Consider the following 15,902-nt stretch of genomic DNA (forward strand, 5'->3'; position numbering starts at 1 on the left):
GTATAAAATGAAGTATTTCAATAAAAATTTTGGTGATATTGGAGCAAGCGCCACTTTTTATCTTCAAGAAGCCAATAAAGAAATTGATATTAACAGGAAATCACCAGTAATGATTATTGTTCCTGGTGGTGCATACATGTGGACTTCTTGGAGAGAGGAAGAACCAATTGCCTTAGAATTTTTAAGTAAAGGATTCTCTTGTGTAGTAGCTAAGTATGCGACCGAAGGATTAGAATTCTTCCATGATAAAAACAATGATTTTTCAAAAGAACCGGTTTCTAGTTTTCCAAATCCATTAATGGATTTAGCAAGAATAATTTCTTATACTAGATCAAAAGCAGAAGAGTGGAATCTAGATCCTGATAGTATCAATGTCTTAGGCTTTTCAGCTGGTGGTAATTTAACAGCACAAATAGGTACTTATTGGAAAAAAGATTGGCTTCAAAAATTAGTTAAATTAGACCCTGAAACTTATAAACCTAATTCAATCGCAATTTCATATGGTGCAAGTCAGACCTACATTGCAGATACAAAATCTGAGATAAGTAAGTTGGTCAATTATGCAAGCTTGGGGCATGACCAAAGTATTGAACGCCAAAAATTAATTAATGTTATTGACGCTGATACTAGTGATTGTCCGCCTACCTTTATTTGGCATACAATGCAAGATCCATTAGTACCAGTGGAAAATGCATTAAAATTGGCTTCAAATTTACGAAAGCACGACGTAGATTTTGAACTTCATATATTTGAAAAAGGTAAACATGGACTTGCTTTGGGTGATCTTAGAACTGATAGTAAGAAAGATAGAAGTCAAAGTAATATTCAAGCTAGAAAATGGGTAGATTTATATTTGACTTGGTTAACTGAGCACAAGTTGATACATTTATTTTAATAATAAAAAATTAAGACACATCTCGAATTTGATTCGAAATGTGTCTTTTTATTTTGTCGATTCATTTTTTAAAGCTTTAACTGGAATAATTGTATTTTCTGTATTTTTATTTCCATCGATTCTATCTATTAAGCGCCTTGCTGCGGCTTTTCCGATTTCAAAAGCTTGCTGATCAATTGTAGAAATTGTTGGATCTGTATACTGTGCCAGATTTGTGTTGTCATAGCCTACTAATTGAAAATCTTCAGGAATTTTAAAACCATTTAATCTAGATTCTTTAATAATATCGGCTGCATACTCATCGTTAACTGAGATAACTGCATCGAAATGCTTTATGTTTTCTAATACTTTTTGGCTGGCATGTTTTTTACTTAATCCTTCAACTGCCACCAGATTATGTGTGATATCTCTTTTGTTCAGCTCTGCAATCAAAGAATTAAAACGTTCAGCCACAGTAGGTAAGGATAAATCAAGATGTTGAATGAGTACTTTCTTGATATTTTTATTAAGAAACTTAGAGATTAATTTACCTCCAGCCTTGTTGTCAGAAGCAATCCTAATGATATTATCTTCAATATTTGCACTATCATACATAACAATCGGAGTTTTGATTTTTGTTACATATTCTCCGCTGAAAGCAGAAGTTATGATTCCATCAACATTTTCTTGCTGAAATTTTCGAATAAAATCGATATATTTTTTATCATCAGACCCGGCACTAAACGAAATCATCAAAGAGTAGTTAGTATTATCTATAATGTTCTGGATACCTTCAATTATTTTTGAATAGAACATATTAGATAAGTCAGGAACGATAATTCCTATTATATTTGATTTCTTTTTAAATAAAGTTCTGGCCACTTGATTCGGACGGTAATTATTTTGATCTATGATGTTCTGTACCTTAATTCGAGTCTCTTCTTTGACCTTTCCAGAATTATTAATAATTCTGGAAACAGTTGCTGTCGATACCCCAGCGAGTTTTGCAATTTCTTTGATTGTCATTTTGTTTCTCCTCGTATCAAATGTAACGGATTACATATAAAAAATCAAAGAAAAATTTATTATTGATTTAATTGCTAAGTATAAAAGAAAGCGCTTCATTAATTTAGTATTAGTTTAGCAATTTAGTGTTTTAATGTAACCGATTACATTGTAAGATGTTTATGTAAACAAAATTGGTGATTCAAAACAGGAGGAAAAATTATGGATGTTGAGTCAATAAAACAAAACAACAAACATAATTGGAAATTAAAGATAGGTATTCTAGGAATATCGCTATTTTTACAAGTAGCTGGTTCTAATTTAGCTGCAATCCCATTAATTGCAAAATCATTTCCAAATCAATCAATTACTTCTATTCAAGCATTATTCACGATTCCATCATTTACAATTATGCTTTTTATTCTTTTTAGTAATGCATTTATAAGATGGTTTGGTAAAAGAAATACTGTAATTATCGGGATGCTTGCCACAATAGTGGGTGGCCTGATTCCATTCTTTATTAACAATTTTTCATTAATTGTATTTAGTCGTTTATTGGTAGGTGCCGGTATTGGTTTATTCACTTCACTCGCAGTTTCTTTAATCGGTGATTGCTTCAGCGGGGATGAACAAAAGACTTTAATTGGTATTCAAGGTGCGATGGGGACTTTAGGTAACAGTTCGTGTACCTTTATCTCCGGTTTATTATTAGGAATTAATTGGCAAAGTACTTTCCTTTACATGTTAATTATAATTCCATTCTTAATTTTATTTATGATGGGATATACCAGAAAAATGGAAGCTGCTACTACTGTTGAAGCAGTTCATAAGAATAATGAAAAAGGCAAGTCAAAGGTAAAAATCCCTGTAAGAATTTATGTTGCATTTTTGATGTTGTTCTTATTCTTCGCAGCCTTTATGGTTGAAGCCACTGGCTCAGCTCTGGTAATCCAAGAAAATCAATTAGCAAATCAAGGAGTATTATCAACTGAAATTGCGATTGCAGGCTTAATTGGTGCTGTAATCTCAATGGGCTACAGTAAGATTTATAAGCTATTACATAGTTTTACTCCAGTTGTATCAACTATTGGCGGAATCATTGGATTCATTATTTGTTCTTCAGCAAGTAATATGATCATTTTCTTTATTGGATTAATCTTCATGATGATTTCATCTCTGATTATTCCTTATGTATACGACACTATCTTGAGTGACGTGGACAGTTCTATTAGTAATTTGATTATTTCTATTGCACAAGTATGTAACAATTTGGGGGCTTTTGCTTCACCTTTCATAATTTCATTCTTAGCTAAAATGATGAATGCAACTACTCCAGTTGATCAAATGAAAATTAGTGCAGGAATTTTAACAATTATCACAATAGTATTCTTGGGTATCGCATTGACAAGTCAACATGTTAAAAAACATGTATCAATCTAAGGAGAAAATAAAATGAAGCAAGTAGAAAAATGGAAACGCTATGAGTTAACTTTAAATGGACCTGAAGATGGAAATCCATTTAGAGATGTAGAGTTAACGGCTACATTTGAACATAATAACCATTCAGTAAAAGTTGACGGGTTTTATGATGGAAATGGTGTATATAAAGTTAGATATATGCCAGAAGTTGAAGGGCAATTTCAAGTAATTACTCATTCTAACGTCAAAGGTTTAGATAAAGTAACAGATGAATTTTTGGTAACTCCTGCGGAAAAGGATAATCATGGTCCTGTTAGGGTGGCAGGGAAAACACACTTTTCATATGCGGATGGTACTAGATATATTCCTTTTGGTACAACTGCATATGCATGGACTACTCAGCCTGAAAAGATTCAGGAGCAAACATTAGAAACTTTGAAGGATAATTCTTTCAATAAGATAAGAATGCTGGTATTTCCAAAGAGTTATGATTATAACACTATTGAACCAGAAATTTATCCATTTGAAGGAGCTCCAAAAGTTTTGAGGGGCGGAGTTGACTGGATATTTGATGCTAAAGATACAGGATTTGATTTTACAAGACCTGTGCCAAAGTATTTCCAAAATCTAGAAAATAATATTGAAAAACTTGATAAATTAGGTGTTGAAGCTGACTTGATTTTGTTCTGCCCATATGACCGTTGGGGATTTGCAAGAATGGGACTTGAAAACAACTTGCACTATCTCAAATACGTAATTGCTAGATTAGCATCATATAAGAATGTTTGGTGGGCTTTAGCAAATGAATTTGATTTAATGGATTTAGTAGGGCAGATTCCATTAGGCGACTGGGATAAAATTGGACAATTTGTTCATGAAAAAGATCCTTCTGATCACTTAGAATCAATTCATAACTTTTATGATCCACCACAACATAAAGATACTATTAAAAATTGGTATGATCAAACTAAGCCTTGGATTACACATGTAAGTGTCCAGAGTGATAACGTATTTCTTATTCCTAAATGGATTGAAGAATATCAAAAGCCAGTAGTAGATGATGAATGTCGTTATGAAGGTAATATTGAATTTGGCTGGGGCGATAATACTGCTCAAGGTATGATGGATAATTTCTGGCGCGTAGTTTTACGTGGTGGAGGTTGTACTCATGGAGAAACATATATTGATAAGCCGAATACTAATCGTCCAATCTGGTGGGCTCATGGTGGAAAACTATACGGAGAAAGTCATAAGAAAATTAATTTCTTGTCTAAGCTATTAAAAGACAATGGATTTGATTGGGTTAGACCTCAGGCCACCAGCGGTCCTACTTGGGAATTAGCTGTTGGCTCAACTCCTGATGAAAAGAAATGGTTAGTCTACTTTGGAGAAAATCAGCCAGAATTTGAGTTATTTAGCTTTTTGCCTAAAGGAAAGAAATATAATGCAAAGTTGATCAACGCCTGGGATGAAACTATTCAAGATTTTGATGGTGAAATCACTAATGATGAAAAGTTTCATTTACCAAGAAAAGAATACCAAGCGATGCTTTTAACTGGGAAAGATTAATGTTTTATTGAAATGGAAATATAAGAAAGGGACAGTTATTTTTGAAAAACTGTCCCTTTTTATTTGAAATATGGATTTGGTAAAAATTCTTTTTTATCACTTAAATGTACAGGATAACGAATTCTGTCTCTATATTCTTGAGGTTTAATACCTAGTTGCTGTTTAAATAATCTAAATAAAGACGAATGATTCTCATATCCAACCAAGGAACTTATGTCTTCAATACTATAATCAGTTGTTTGCAATAGATTACATGCAATGTTTAAACGTCTCATTAAAAGAATCTCTTTAAAACTATGACCAGTTTCTTTGGTTAATAAGTTTCCTAAATAGTTTGTTGAATAACCAAATGTTTCAGCTGTTTTCCTCAGAGAAATATTTTGGTAATTCTCGTTAATATATTGAATGATTTCAAAAGTATTATTTTTTTGCTCTGTAAAATTAATTTGCTTTTTAATAATTAATTGGTCATTACAGCATAAAATAAAACTTTTTAATAGCGCCTCTAAAATAGTTTCATTTTTTCCGTGGTTATTAAAACCAATCGATATGATATTCTCTATGATTTGTTTGCAAACTATGTCTTGATTGGTGTCGAAAATTATGAAGTTATGGTGATTAAAATAATTTTGCGTGGCATTTTTTAGAAATTTTATTAGGATAGAATTTTTATTTATTCCATTCAGCAAATTAGAAATTTCGTAATCATCTCTAATTAATATGTTTATCAAGATATCCTGTTTCCTGGCATAGTTTATCCTTTGCTGTATTTCTCTATCCATAATTATAAGTTCACCAGGATGTAATTCAATTATATGATCATCGATATACTGGATACTTCTTCCAGAAAAGCAATAATTTATTTCAATAAATTTATGCTTATGGGCTGGTATATATGAAAATCTATTTGATTTAGTAATTGAAATTCGCCCAAAGTCAAAGAAATTCCAAAATGGCATTCGTAAAATCGGATGTTTTTTGAATTCTTCATTATTATCTAGCTTTACATCACAAATATTTATTCCATTATTATTGAGCTGTTCTTGTTCTACTGTCGTTATTGACAGTATTTTTTTCTCAATTTTTTTGTCTAGCATATTGTCCTCTATCTGTAGTTTTGCAACTAAATAAATTTTATCACGATAGTGTAAACGCTTCCAGAAAAATAGATAATTAAAGCAAAGAAACGGAGGTTCAATAATGAAAAGTACAATTAATGAAATAGAATCAATCGATAAATACAAGCCGCTAGCTATTGCTGCGGGGCTAGGTTCCGTGTTAGGATCCGGAATAATTGTTGGGATGTCTGCGACTATCACCGTATGGCAATTAGGATTAAATTTAAATAATGGCCAAGTTGGTATTATTTCTGGTGCATTGACTTTTGCAATTGCAATTGGATCGTTAATTGCTGGTGAGATTACCAAAAAAATAGGACTTGTAAAATCCTTTAATTTTATGAATTTTCTTTTTGCAATAGGTGCATTTGTTTGTGTACTTGCACCAAATTATCTTGCATTACTCGTTGGTTCTATAATAGCAGGATTTGCATCAGGTGCTGATTTACCAATTAGTTTGACAATGATTTCCCATGATTCTCCAGATGAGAAAACCTCATCCAAATTAATTGCTTCAACTCAAATATTCTGGCAAATAGGCGTGTTAGGTTCTTATGGTGCTGCTTTTTTAGTTTCTAAGATGGCAGGCGCCACTGGAGCAAGAGTAGTTTTTGCTTGTTTAGGAATTTTGGCTTTGCTGATTGGCGTTTGGAGAACTTTTTCTAGAAAATTTAAGACACTTCATCAGGAGGGTAATAAGCATCAAGTTTCTTTAAGTAATAATAAAACTACCGGAAAGCAATCAACTTTAAACGTTCTTTTTGGTAAGAATAAAAAGAAATATTTATCTATGTTTATTAGTATTATGATTTTCTATATTTGCTGGAACTTATTGGCAAATACTTTTGGACAATTTGAAACATTTATGCTTGTTAATGCTCATGCTTCCCAAAGCTTGGCTACTGGTGCTGGGTTAGTTTTAAATTTTGTAAGTCTGTTTGCCACTATGGCCTTTGCAAAATGTGCAGGTAGTAAATATAGAAATTGGTTTTTCATTATTGGTATGACTATTCAATTCTTAGGTATGTTCAGTTTGGCAGCATTAAGTCACGAATTATGGCCAATTATCTTTGCTATTGGTTTCATGAGTATCGGAAGTAACATCGCAGGTGAAGCAATCTATAAAGTCTGGACACAAGAAGCATTTCCTATGTCTGTTAGATCATCGATTCAAGGATTCATTGGTGGATTTTCAAGATTTTTGTGTGGGCTATTTGCATTTATCACACCCGCGCTTGTTGTACAAAGCGTTATTAAAACTACCATGTTTGGATTTTCAGGAATGGTCGTTATTGCATTTTTGTTCGGATTAAATATGGTTCGATTAGAAAAGAAATATGGAATTCAAAGTGAAAATAAGAGGAAATAATAATGGCTTTTAAGTTTCAAGTAAATTTAGATGTAAAGTTCAATCATAATGCGGTTTTTTTGAAAAAAGCTGATAAATATAAACCAAAGATTATTTATCACCAACTGTCAGCTAAACAACTAATCAAATTAACCAAGGATGAAACAAAATTAGATGGTGTTGGTGTTTCTAACGCCGGATCTGTCAATGAATTAAAAAGTAAAAAATTTGGAAAAGATGACAACTTTCTTATCGACATAGGTCAACATTGTGTGGGAAAATTTCAGATTCATATTGATCATGTGGGATCACCAATGGATGCACCTTTAACCTTAAAAATTCGGTTCGCTGAAATGCCTAATGAATTCAAATATAATTCAAAAGATTATAACGGTTGGTTAAGTAAATCATGGATGCAGGAAGAGTTAATTCATGTAGATAATTTGCCAGTTGATTTAAAGTTACCAAGAAGGTATAGCTTTAGATATGTTGAAATCCGCGTAGTAGATACGTCTCCAAAATGGTCAGTTAAGTTCTCTGATCCTCGAGTAATCAGTCAAAGTGCGGTAAATAAGGTTCAAATTCCAAAGTCTAAGTTTGATGATAATGAACTTGATAAAATCTATGAAACTGGTGTGAATACCTTGCACGATTGTATGCAAGACGTTTTTGAAGATGGCCCAAAAAGAGATAGGAGATTGTGGTTAGGAGATTTAAGATTACAAGCATTAGCCAACTACGCTTCCTTTAACAATACCAATTTAGTTAAGAGATGTCTGTATTTGTTTGCAGGGATGACCGCTGAGGATGGTAGAATCTCTGCTAATGTCTTTACCAATAATAAATATATTCCAGATGATACATTTATGTATGATTACGGACTATTTTTTATTTCAACCTTAGATGATTTGCTGAAACATGAATTTAATCAGGAGATATTGGATGATCTGTATCCAATCGCCAAGAAACAGTGGGACTATGATCAGAAATTCATTTCTGATGATGGAAAGGTCATTACAGATAAAGATTACATAACATTTGTTGATTGGTCTCAGGATTTTGATAAAAATACTTCAGCACAGGCTATCACTATTTTTGTACTTAAACAATTAATTGACTTAGCAGGAATGGCTGAAGACTCAGAGAAACTTAAATATGAAAATCAACTAAACAAACTGGTAAATTATGCTGAAAATAAGTTGTTTGATCACAAAAAAGGACTATTCATTTCTGGACCTAATAAAGAAATAAATGTGGCTAGTCAAGTTTGGATGGTTTTGGCACATGTATTAGATAACGAACAAAATCATGCTCTCATGAAAAAGACTCAAACCGAATTATTTCCAATTAAAGGCATAGCAACCCCGTATATGTATCATCATGTAACACAAGCTTTGTTCGAAGCAGGATTTAGGGAAGCTGGAATTAAATTGATGAAAGAGTACTGGGGGAAGATGATTTCTCTTGGTGCCGATACTTATTGGGAAGCTTTTGAACCAGAACACCCCAACTTTTCTCCTTATGGAAATGCTATGGTTAATAGTTTTTGTCACGCATGGAGTTGTACACCTGTTTGGTTACTTAATAAGTATCTAAATTAATTTTTAGTAGAAAGAGGCTTATTATGTCAAAAAATATAAGTAAGTTTCATTATGCATTAATTGTTTTAGCATTACTTTCATTGAATATTGTGGAACAGGCGGCAAGCGTTATTAATGCTACTATTCCTGGCATGAAAGGAACTTTTTCAAATCAATCTTTAGTTAACATTGAACTTATTACAACCATTGTTTCAATGTTTGTGACTATATTTGTTTTGATAAGTGGCTTTGTTGTAAAACAGATCGGACAAAAAAATACCGCAATTTTAGGCCTAGCAATTGCGTCTATTAGTTCTATTATTCCAGCATTTTTAAACGATTTTAATATCATTATTATTTCTAGAGCAATTTTAGGTGCAGGAATAGGTTTAGCTAATCCATTAGCAATTAGTCTAATAGGAGTTTTCTTTTATGGTGATCAAAGAGCTAAATTAATGGGCTGGAGATCTGCTATTGCAGGATTAGGGACAGCTTTAATGACTTTTATTGCCGGCCAATTATTAGTTTTTAGTTGGCATGCATCCTATTTGGTTTACTTATTATTTATTCCAACTCTATTATTATTTATTTTCTTTGTTCCTGATCCTGTAAAATCTGGTGCAATTAAAAGACAAGAGCAAGAACAGAAAAAAGAATTACAGAAGGCTGCTAATGAGGGAAACGAGGTACAGCAAGATTCAATAGCTTTGATTGCTGAATTAACCTTATTAATTTTCTTGGGTTTAGTTTCAGCTATGATTTTCTTTGTTAAGTTGCCAACATTTTTTGTTGAAAATAATATTGGTTCCCCAACTCAAGCATCAAATGTTTTATCTTTAATTAATATTTCCAATGTAATTGGAGGGTTCATCTTTGGTATTTGTTATAAAAAATTGAAGAAATTTATTTTACCTTTTGCATTAGGAATAGGTGGAATAGCTACGTGTTTAATTTCGATTTCTAGAAATATGTGGGTTATTACAATCATTTCAATCTTATATGGTATTGTTTGCTCATTATCTATTCCTTATATTTTTAATAGAATAAGTGAAGTTTCAAGTGCTAAAAAAGCCCCATTTTTTACTTCAATAGCATTAGTTGGTTCAAATTTGGGTTCATTTCTTTCGCCAATTATTGCAAATTATTTAGGCACCCAATCTTCAACCGTTATTTTTAATGCAGGCTTAATCAATATTGTTACTGGTGTAGTTACGTTAATAGTTATTATTGCCACTAAAGAACGCCGCCATCATGTACATCAGAAATTAGTTAAATAAAAAGATCCCTTAGCTATCTAAACTAAGCTAAATAAAAAAGTTAGTTTATTGTTATTTTAGTAAAAAGCGCTTTCAAAAAACTGTGTACTTATAATAAAATAAAAATAAATCTGACAGCTCAACTAGGAGGTAAAAAATAAATGAACGAATCAGTATTTCCAAAAGATTTCTTATGGGGCGGAGCCACTGCTGCTAACCAAATTGAAGGTGGCTATAACGAAGATGGTAAAGGTTTATCAGTCACTGACATCACCACTGCTGGTAGTTTAAAACATCCTAGAATGTTAACTTATACTCTTAATGGTAAGCCTGGCAAAACTCCTGCATTACCTGGTGCGGGTTTACCAGAAGGTGCAGTTGGTGCAATTGATCCAAATGAATATTATCCAAATCATGTAGCAATTGACTTTTACCACCACTACAAAGAAGACATTAAATTATTTGCTGAAATGGGCTTTAAGACTTTTAGATTATCAATTGCCTGGACCAGAATTTTTCCAAAAGGTGACGAAAAAGAACCAAACCAAGCTGGACTTGATTTTTATCGTAGAGTCTTTGAAGAATTAAAGAAATATAACATTGAACCGCTTGTCACAATTTCTCACTATGAAGATCCCCTTTACCTAAGTGAAAAATACCATGACTGGCAAGACCGCAAGATGATTGACGAATATGTTAAATACGCAACGGTCTTATTCAAAGAATACAAAGGCTTAGTAAAATATTGGCTGACCTTCAATGAAATTAATTCTGCAGTCTTGATGCTTAACATGTTTAGTCAACATGCCGGAGACGACAGCGCATTTCAACATGCTTATCAAAAATTGCACTACCAATTTGTGGCTAGTGCTCGTGCAGTCAAAGCTGCTCATGAAATTTATCCTAACTATATGGTAGGAAATATGATTTGCGGTATTGTTTCATACCCATTAACTCCAGACCCCAAGGATATCTTGGCTTGCCGTCATTCATGGGAACAAAATATTTACTATTGCGGCGATGTGCAAGCTTTAGGTGAATATCCAAGTTTTGCTAAGCGCTTATGGAATGAACATAATGTTCACTTAGATATCACTGACCAAGACTTAGCCGATTTAAAGGCGGGCAAAGTCGACATGTACACCTTCTCGTATTACATGTCTACGGTAGTAACTACGCACGAAGTTAAAGACACTGTCGGCGGAAACTTTTCAGCTGGTGCCAAGAACTCATATTTGAAATATTCAGAATGGGGCTGGTCAACTGATCCAGAAGGCTTACAATACTACCTTGAATTGATGAATGATCGTTACCACTTGCCTTTGATGGTGGTTGAAAATGGACTTGGTGCAGTTGATAAAATGACTGCTGATCATAAGGTTCACGACGACTATCGAATTGACTACTTGAGACAACATATCAGTGCCATGAAAGACGCTATCAAAGATGGCGTTAACTTAATCGGCTACACTACTTGGGGTTGCATTGACTTAGTCAGTGCCGGAACTGGTCAAATGTCTAAGCGTTACGGCTTCATTTATGTTGACCGCGACGATCAGGGAAATGGCAGCTTGAAGCGTTATAAGAAAGATTCATTTGATTGGTATAAGAAGATTATCGCTTCCAATGGAGAAGATTTAGATTAGATAAGAGGGGAGTAGCTGTTGCTACTTCCTTTTTGTTAAAAAGAGGAATAATTATGACACAGTATTTAGCTTTTGATGTCGGCGGAACGAACTTAAAATACGCCTTATTAAATAACTCTGGTGAAATTATCGAAAAAGATAAAACCTCGACTCCAACTGATAATATTAATAATTTTATGGCAAAGATTTATGAAATTGCCGATAAATATGTTGGTAAGTTCGAAGGAATTGCAATTTGTGCACCGGGAAAAGTTGATGTGCAAAAAGGAATTGTTTATTTCGGCGGGGCCTTGCCATTTCTTGATCAAACTAATTTTAAAGAATTACTAGAAAATCGTTATCATATCCCAGTCGGAGTTGAAAATGATGGAAAAGCAGCTGGTTTGGCTGAACTTTGGCTAGGCGAATTAAAGGGCATCGATAACGGAATGGCAGTTGTATTAGGAACTGGGATTGGTGGCGGATTAATTTTAAATGGAAAACTTGTGCGCGGCAGCCACTTTCAAGCTGGCGAATTAAGCTTCATGCATACCGATTCTTCTAAGTATGGTTTTGAAAGTTTTGTTTGCGACAAAGGTTCAGCTGTTTCAATGGTTAAAAAAGTCAATCAGGCTGTTGGGAATCAAGATGTTAAAGATGGATTAGTCGCATTTGACGCGATAAAAGAGCAAAATCCAGCAGCTGTCAAAATCTTTAAGCGGATGTGCCGCGAGATTGCAGTCTTGATTACTAATATCCAAGCTGTAGCCGATCTTGATAAAATCGTTATTGGCGGTGGTATCAGTGCTCAACCAATCGTAGTTGAAGAGATAAACCGTCAATATGATCAGCTGGTTGATGAGGTTGAATTTGTCAAGAAGATGTTGACCAAACCTGAAATCGTACGGGCAAGATTTATGAATGATGCTAATATTTATGGTGCTTTGTATGCTTTACTCTTGCAGATTAATCACGAGAAATATTAGCAGAAAAAGTAGCCGAAAGGCTACTTTTTTAATAGAAATATTGTAGATAATTCAAGAATTGACTCACCTAAATTTTCATCATGAAAGATACTTAGAGGAGTAAAAAATACGTCATCGATACTGGCAACTCTAGGAGCTTAAGCGTCCGCTTCCGGTTATATTATTTTATTTTGATTTTTATAATGATAACTATCAGCTGGGCAGAACTAAGACGGTTGTCATTTTTTGCGCAGATTTTATTTAATATGTAATTTTAGTATTAGTATTGAAATATTTGTCAAAAGAAGTTCTTGAAACACTACTTTTACTTAAGCTATTTGCAGAACTTGTTGTTACTTTATTACTATAAGTCCCTTTTACAGTAATTTTGTATTTACTGCTTCCTTTAACGAGCGTTTTACCAGATGAGTTGACAATAGTTACAGTTTTACCTGATTTATCAACGATTTTTGCGCCTGATTCAATGTTTAAGTTGCTTACAGTGGAATTGCCAGTTACTATCCACTTCGAATCTTTAGCGATATTAATGGTAATTGGAGCTGAAGTTTTACTTGAACTAGTAGCTTTTGAATTTGTAGTAATAGTTGTTTTACCAGTATAAGTTGAATTCTTTAACAAATAAAGCTTAAGACTAGAAATATTATCAACGGAGATATTGCCGTCTAATTTTTGTTTGATACCAGTGAAAATTACTTTAGCACCATTTGAACCAGCACTGCCCCAAGAATTAGAGTTGTTACCGGCAATCGTTAGTAAGTTAACTTTCTTTGAATTGAAGTTTAACTTGGTATTTTTGAGTACAACGTTGGCTCTAGTGTTAGTAACATAAAACATTGCACCAGAATCAATTGAAGTTGACAAGCTAGAATTTACTGCTTGGAATTTTGCAGCTTTGCTAGTTGAAGTATCGGCATCTCCAGACATTGACTGGTAGAGAATTACACCATTTTTAATTGGATCAGAACCAGTCTTATTGTTATTTGTAGAAACTAATTTTGAATTTGAAATATAAATGTTGTTATAGCCTTCCATACCGGCAATTTGAGAACCAGAGGCAGAACCAGTCACATTATTAACTTCGATATTTCCTGTTGAATAAATTAATGGAGAACCACTACCTGCAGTCTTAAGCTTCGAGTTAGTTACGCTAACATTACCACCGCCACGGTCAGTAGCTAATGCTGCTGAGTGGTCACCTTTAGTAGAAATATTAGTTTTATTTGCGATAATAGTTCCGCCGTAGGTAGCATCTAATCCACGTGAATTAGCTGAGCCAGTTGTTGTGATACTGGTGTTATTAGCATAGACAGTTGCCTTATTTGAAGCAAAAATTCCGTTTGCCCCTTTGGCATTACTTTTAATTTTAGAGTTTTTAATATATGCAGTTGATTTCTTTCCAGTAGCTAATAAAACTGAATTAGTCCCATAGAAGTTGTTATTGTCATCATTAGAAGAAGAACCAGTTTTAGACAATGTAACATGATTTAAGGTTAAGGAACCGGCATTTTTTACTAAAGCGACATTTTTATCTTTGCTAGAACTTGTGTAAGTTTTGTTAAGCAATTTGCGACTTGTTGAATTTACAAGAACAGAAGCTGATAAGCTTCCAGTATAATCATAGCTTTGTGTATTCGCTCCACCTTTCTTTGAACCAGAAGGCATTGCAGGGGGAGTTGAATTGGCAGCATTTACAACCTGACTAGAAATAGTTACTGTTTCCCCAGCGATTGCGAGGGCGATTAAAGGAATACTGACAAATTTTAATTTCTTTCTTTTCATAAAGTGAGTCTCCTTTCAAACATTGACTATAATTTAACTGGTAAATATGAATAATTTTTGATGAAAAAAGCAATTTTTTGTTATTACTTTTAGAAAAAAATAAAGGCTTTGATTGGAAAATTTGAACCATTTTATATAAAATGATAAAGAAAAAATAAGCTAAATTAGTTTTTAGGATGTGGAATTTTGATTGGCATTTTAATTAATGGTCTTGCTGTAATATTTGGTACAGCAATTGGCTGTTTATTTAAACGACATTTAAAAGAAAAATATATTGAAGCCCTTTGGTTAGCATTAGGTTTAGCTGCTTTAGGAGTGGGAATTAATACGGTGGTTAATTACATGAATAAGTTGAATTTCCCGCTCTTATTTGTTGTGAGTTTAACTTTGGGTACCTTAATAGGTAAATTGTTTGAAGTTGATCAACATGTAGAAAATTTGCTTGAAACTAAATTTACAAGTGAGCTAGCTAAAGGTGTTGCAACTGCGACCTTTTTAGATTGTATAGGCGCACTTAGCTTACTAGGACCAATTAATGCTGCAAAAACTGGAGATTTAACTTTTTTATTAACTAATGCTTCTCTAACTTTTGTTTGTGCAATTATTTTTGGAGCTAGCTTTGGTTGGGGGATGCTTTTAGAAACACCAATTCTATTGGGATGGTTTTTCTTAATCTTTGGCCTTGTTAAGGTAGGCTTTGCAAGCTTTTTTAGTATGGAGTTAGTTAATGAGCTTTGCCTTGTAGGTGGCTTCTTAATTACTGCAAGTGGGATTAGTTTGCTAAAAATTCGTGAAATTAAAAGCTTAGACTTATTACCAAGTTTGCTTATTCCCGTTTTATATTTCTTAGGTAAGATGATTTTTCATTATTGACAAGCTTGAATTTGCTATGGACAAATAGATAACTTACAATATTAAAAGGAATTTGCTGAATAAACTACTGCGCTTAGTTTATTCAGGATGAGAGGAATTTTATGAATAAAAAAAATAGTTCTGCTCCGCAGTTAAAAAGGTCAATGTCTGCAGGGCATATGGAAATGATATCTCTTGGAGGAGCGATTGGAGTTGGGCTCTTTATGGGATCAACTTCAACTATCAAATGGACAGGGCCGTCTGTTTTGTTAGCTTATATGTTTGTTGGCCTCATTCTTTACATCGTAATGCGGGCTTTAGGTGAGATGCTTTATGTAAATCCTGGTACAGGATCTTTTGCAGATTATGCAACTGAATATGTTCATCCAATGGCTGGTTATATGGCTGAGTGGGCCAATGTTTTTGAATATATAGTTGTTGGAATGAGTGAAGTAGTTGCAGCAACAGAATATTTGAAGTTTTGGTGGCCA

12 protein-coding genes and 1 pseudogene are annotated in these 15,902 nt (G+C 33.4%); 10 read left to right on the forward strand and 3 right to left on the reverse strand.

Annotated features, from left to right (window positions below; genetic code table 11):
* The first annotated feature begins 7 nt into the window (after positions 1–7).
* Positions 8–895: an alpha/beta hydrolase gene (locus FC45_RS00675; protein WP_006584859.1), complete on the forward strand. Its 888-nt coding sequence runs from the start codon at positions 8–10 to the stop codon at positions 893–895.
* Positions 896–943: 48 nt separating this feature from the next.
* Here FC45_RS00675 and FC45_RS00680 read toward each other — a convergent pair whose 3' ends face one another.
* Positions 944–1,900: a LacI family DNA-binding transcriptional regulator gene (locus tag FC45_RS00680; protein ID WP_057706293.1), complete on the reverse strand. Its 957-nt coding sequence runs from the start codon at positions 1,898–1,900 to the stop codon at positions 944–946.
* A gap of 201 nt (positions 1,901–2,101) precedes the next feature.
* On the opposite strand from FC45_RS00680, the gene FC45_RS00685 reads away from it, so the two are divergent.
* Complete coding sequence (locus FC45_RS00685; protein ID WP_006584857.1) at positions 2,102–3,319, forward strand: MFS transporter; 1,218 nt, start codon at positions 2,102–2,104, stop codon at positions 3,317–3,319.
* Between the two features lie 12 nt (positions 3,320–3,331).
* Positions 3,332–4,867 (forward strand): DUF5060 domain-containing protein, encoded by a 1,536-nt coding sequence (locus FC45_RS00690; RefSeq protein WP_006587886.1) that lies wholly within the window; start codon positions 3,332–3,334, stop codon positions 4,865–4,867.
* A gap of 59 nt (positions 4,868–4,926) precedes the next feature.
* On the opposite strand, the gene FC45_RS00695 is transcribed toward FC45_RS00690, so the two are convergent.
* Positions 4,927–5,964 carry an AraC family transcriptional regulator gene (locus FC45_RS00695; protein WP_155517702.1) on the reverse strand — a complete coding sequence of 346 codons (1,038 nt, stop codon included), beginning with the start codon at positions 5,962–5,964 and terminating at the stop codon, positions 4,927–4,929.
* Positions 5,965–6,067: 103 nt separating this feature from the next.
* Between FC45_RS00695 and FC45_RS00700 the strand changes: the two genes are divergently transcribed.
* The 5 genes from FC45_RS00700 (at position 6,068) to FC45_RS00720 (ending at position 12,780) form a co-directional block, all read left to right on the forward strand.
* Positions 6,068–7,354, forward strand: a complete 1,287-nt coding sequence (locus FC45_RS00700; protein ID WP_006587884.1) for an MFS transporter — start codon at positions 6,068–6,070, stop codon at positions 7,352–7,354.
* 2 nt (positions 7,355–7,356) lie between these two features.
* Entirely contained in the window at positions 7,357–8,934 is a 1,578-nt protein-coding gene (locus FC45_RS00705) for an alpha-L-rhamnosidase-related protein (RefSeq protein WP_006587883.1), read from the forward strand.
* 23 nt (positions 8,935–8,957) lie between these two features.
* Positions 8,958–10,190, forward strand: a complete 1,233-nt coding sequence (locus FC45_RS00710) for an MFS transporter (RefSeq protein WP_006584853.1) — start codon at positions 8,958–8,960, stop codon at positions 10,188–10,190.
* 140 nt (positions 10,191–10,330) lie between these two features.
* Complete coding sequence (locus tag FC45_RS00715; RefSeq protein ID WP_006584852.1) at positions 10,331–11,815, forward strand: glycoside hydrolase family 1 protein; 1,485 nt, start codon at positions 10,331–10,333, stop codon at positions 11,813–11,815.
* Positions 11,816–11,868: 53 nt separating this feature from the next.
* Complete coding sequence (locus FC45_RS00720; protein ID WP_006588387.1) at positions 11,869–12,780, forward strand: ROK family protein; 912 nt, start codon at positions 11,869–11,871, stop codon at positions 12,778–12,780.
* A gap of 240 nt (positions 12,781–13,020) precedes the next feature.
* On the opposite strand, the gene FC45_RS00725 is transcribed toward FC45_RS00720, so the two are convergent.
* The gene (locus tag FC45_RS00725) at positions 13,021–14,559 is read right to left on the reverse strand and encodes an autotransporter outer membrane beta-barrel domain-containing protein (protein WP_006584850.1); all 1,539 of its coding nucleotides are present in this window, start codon (positions 14,557–14,559) and stop codon (positions 13,021–13,023) included.
* A 186-nt stretch (positions 14,560–14,745) separates the two neighbouring features.
* Here FC45_RS00725 and FC45_RS00730 point away from each other — a divergent pair, with 186 nt between their 5' ends.
* Positions 14,746–15,432, forward strand: a complete 687-nt coding sequence (locus tag FC45_RS00730) for a DUF554 family protein (protein ID WP_057706296.1) — start codon at positions 14,746–14,748, stop codon at positions 15,430–15,432.
* A 101-nt stretch (positions 15,433–15,533) separates the two neighbouring features.
* Positions 15,534–15,902, forward strand: a pseudogene (locus tag FC45_RS00735) (amino acid permease); the annotation flags it as partial.

The organism is Lactobacillus jensenii DSM 20557, assembly GCF_001436455.1.
GTDB classification, from domain to species: domain Bacteria; phylum Bacillota; class Bacilli; order Lactobacillales; family Lactobacillaceae; genus Lactobacillus; species Lactobacillus jensenii.

What these genes read in the sequence shown, in the direction of transcription:
- FC45_RS00705 (WP_006587883.1), top strand. Translation starts at nt 7,357, where the DNA reads ATGGCTTTTAAGTTTCAAGTAAATTTAGATGTAAAGTTCAATCATAAT.
- FC45_RS00685 (WP_006584857.1), top strand. Translation starts at nt 2,102, where the DNA reads ATGGATGTTGAGTCAATAAAACAAAACAACAAACATAATTGGAAATTA.
- FC45_RS00690 (WP_006587886.1), top strand. Translation starts at nt 3,332, where the DNA reads ATGAAGCAAGTAGAAAAATGGAAACGCTATGAGTTAACTTTAAATGGA.
- FC45_RS00725 (WP_006584850.1), bottom strand. Translation starts at nt 14,559, where the DNA reads ATGAAAAGAAAGAAATTAAAATTTGTCAGTATTCCTTTAATCGCCCTC.
- FC45_RS00700 (WP_006587884.1), top strand. Translation starts at nt 6,068, where the DNA reads ATGAAAAGTACAATTAATGAAATAGAATCAATCGATAAATACAAGCCG.
- FC45_RS00680 (WP_057706293.1), bottom strand. Translation starts at nt 1,900, where the DNA reads ATGACAATCAAAGAAATTGCAAAACTCGCTGGGGTATCGACAGCAACT.
- FC45_RS00675 (WP_006584859.1), top strand. Translation starts at nt 8, where the DNA reads ATGAAGTATTTCAATAAAAATTTTGGTGATATTGGAGCAAGCGCCACT.
- FC45_RS00695 (WP_155517702.1), bottom strand. Translation starts at nt 5,964, where the DNA reads ATGCTAGACAAAAAAATTGAGAAAAAAATACTGTCAATAACGACAGTA.
- FC45_RS00710 (WP_006584853.1), top strand. Translation starts at nt 8,958, where the DNA reads ATGTCAAAAAATATAAGTAAGTTTCATTATGCATTAATTGTTTTAGCA.
- FC45_RS00715 (WP_006584852.1), top strand. Translation starts at nt 10,331, where the DNA reads ATGAACGAATCAGTATTTCCAAAAGATTTCTTATGGGGCGGAGCCACT.
- FC45_RS00720 (WP_006588387.1), top strand. Translation starts at nt 11,869, where the DNA reads ATGACACAGTATTTAGCTTTTGATGTCGGCGGAACGAACTTAAAATAC.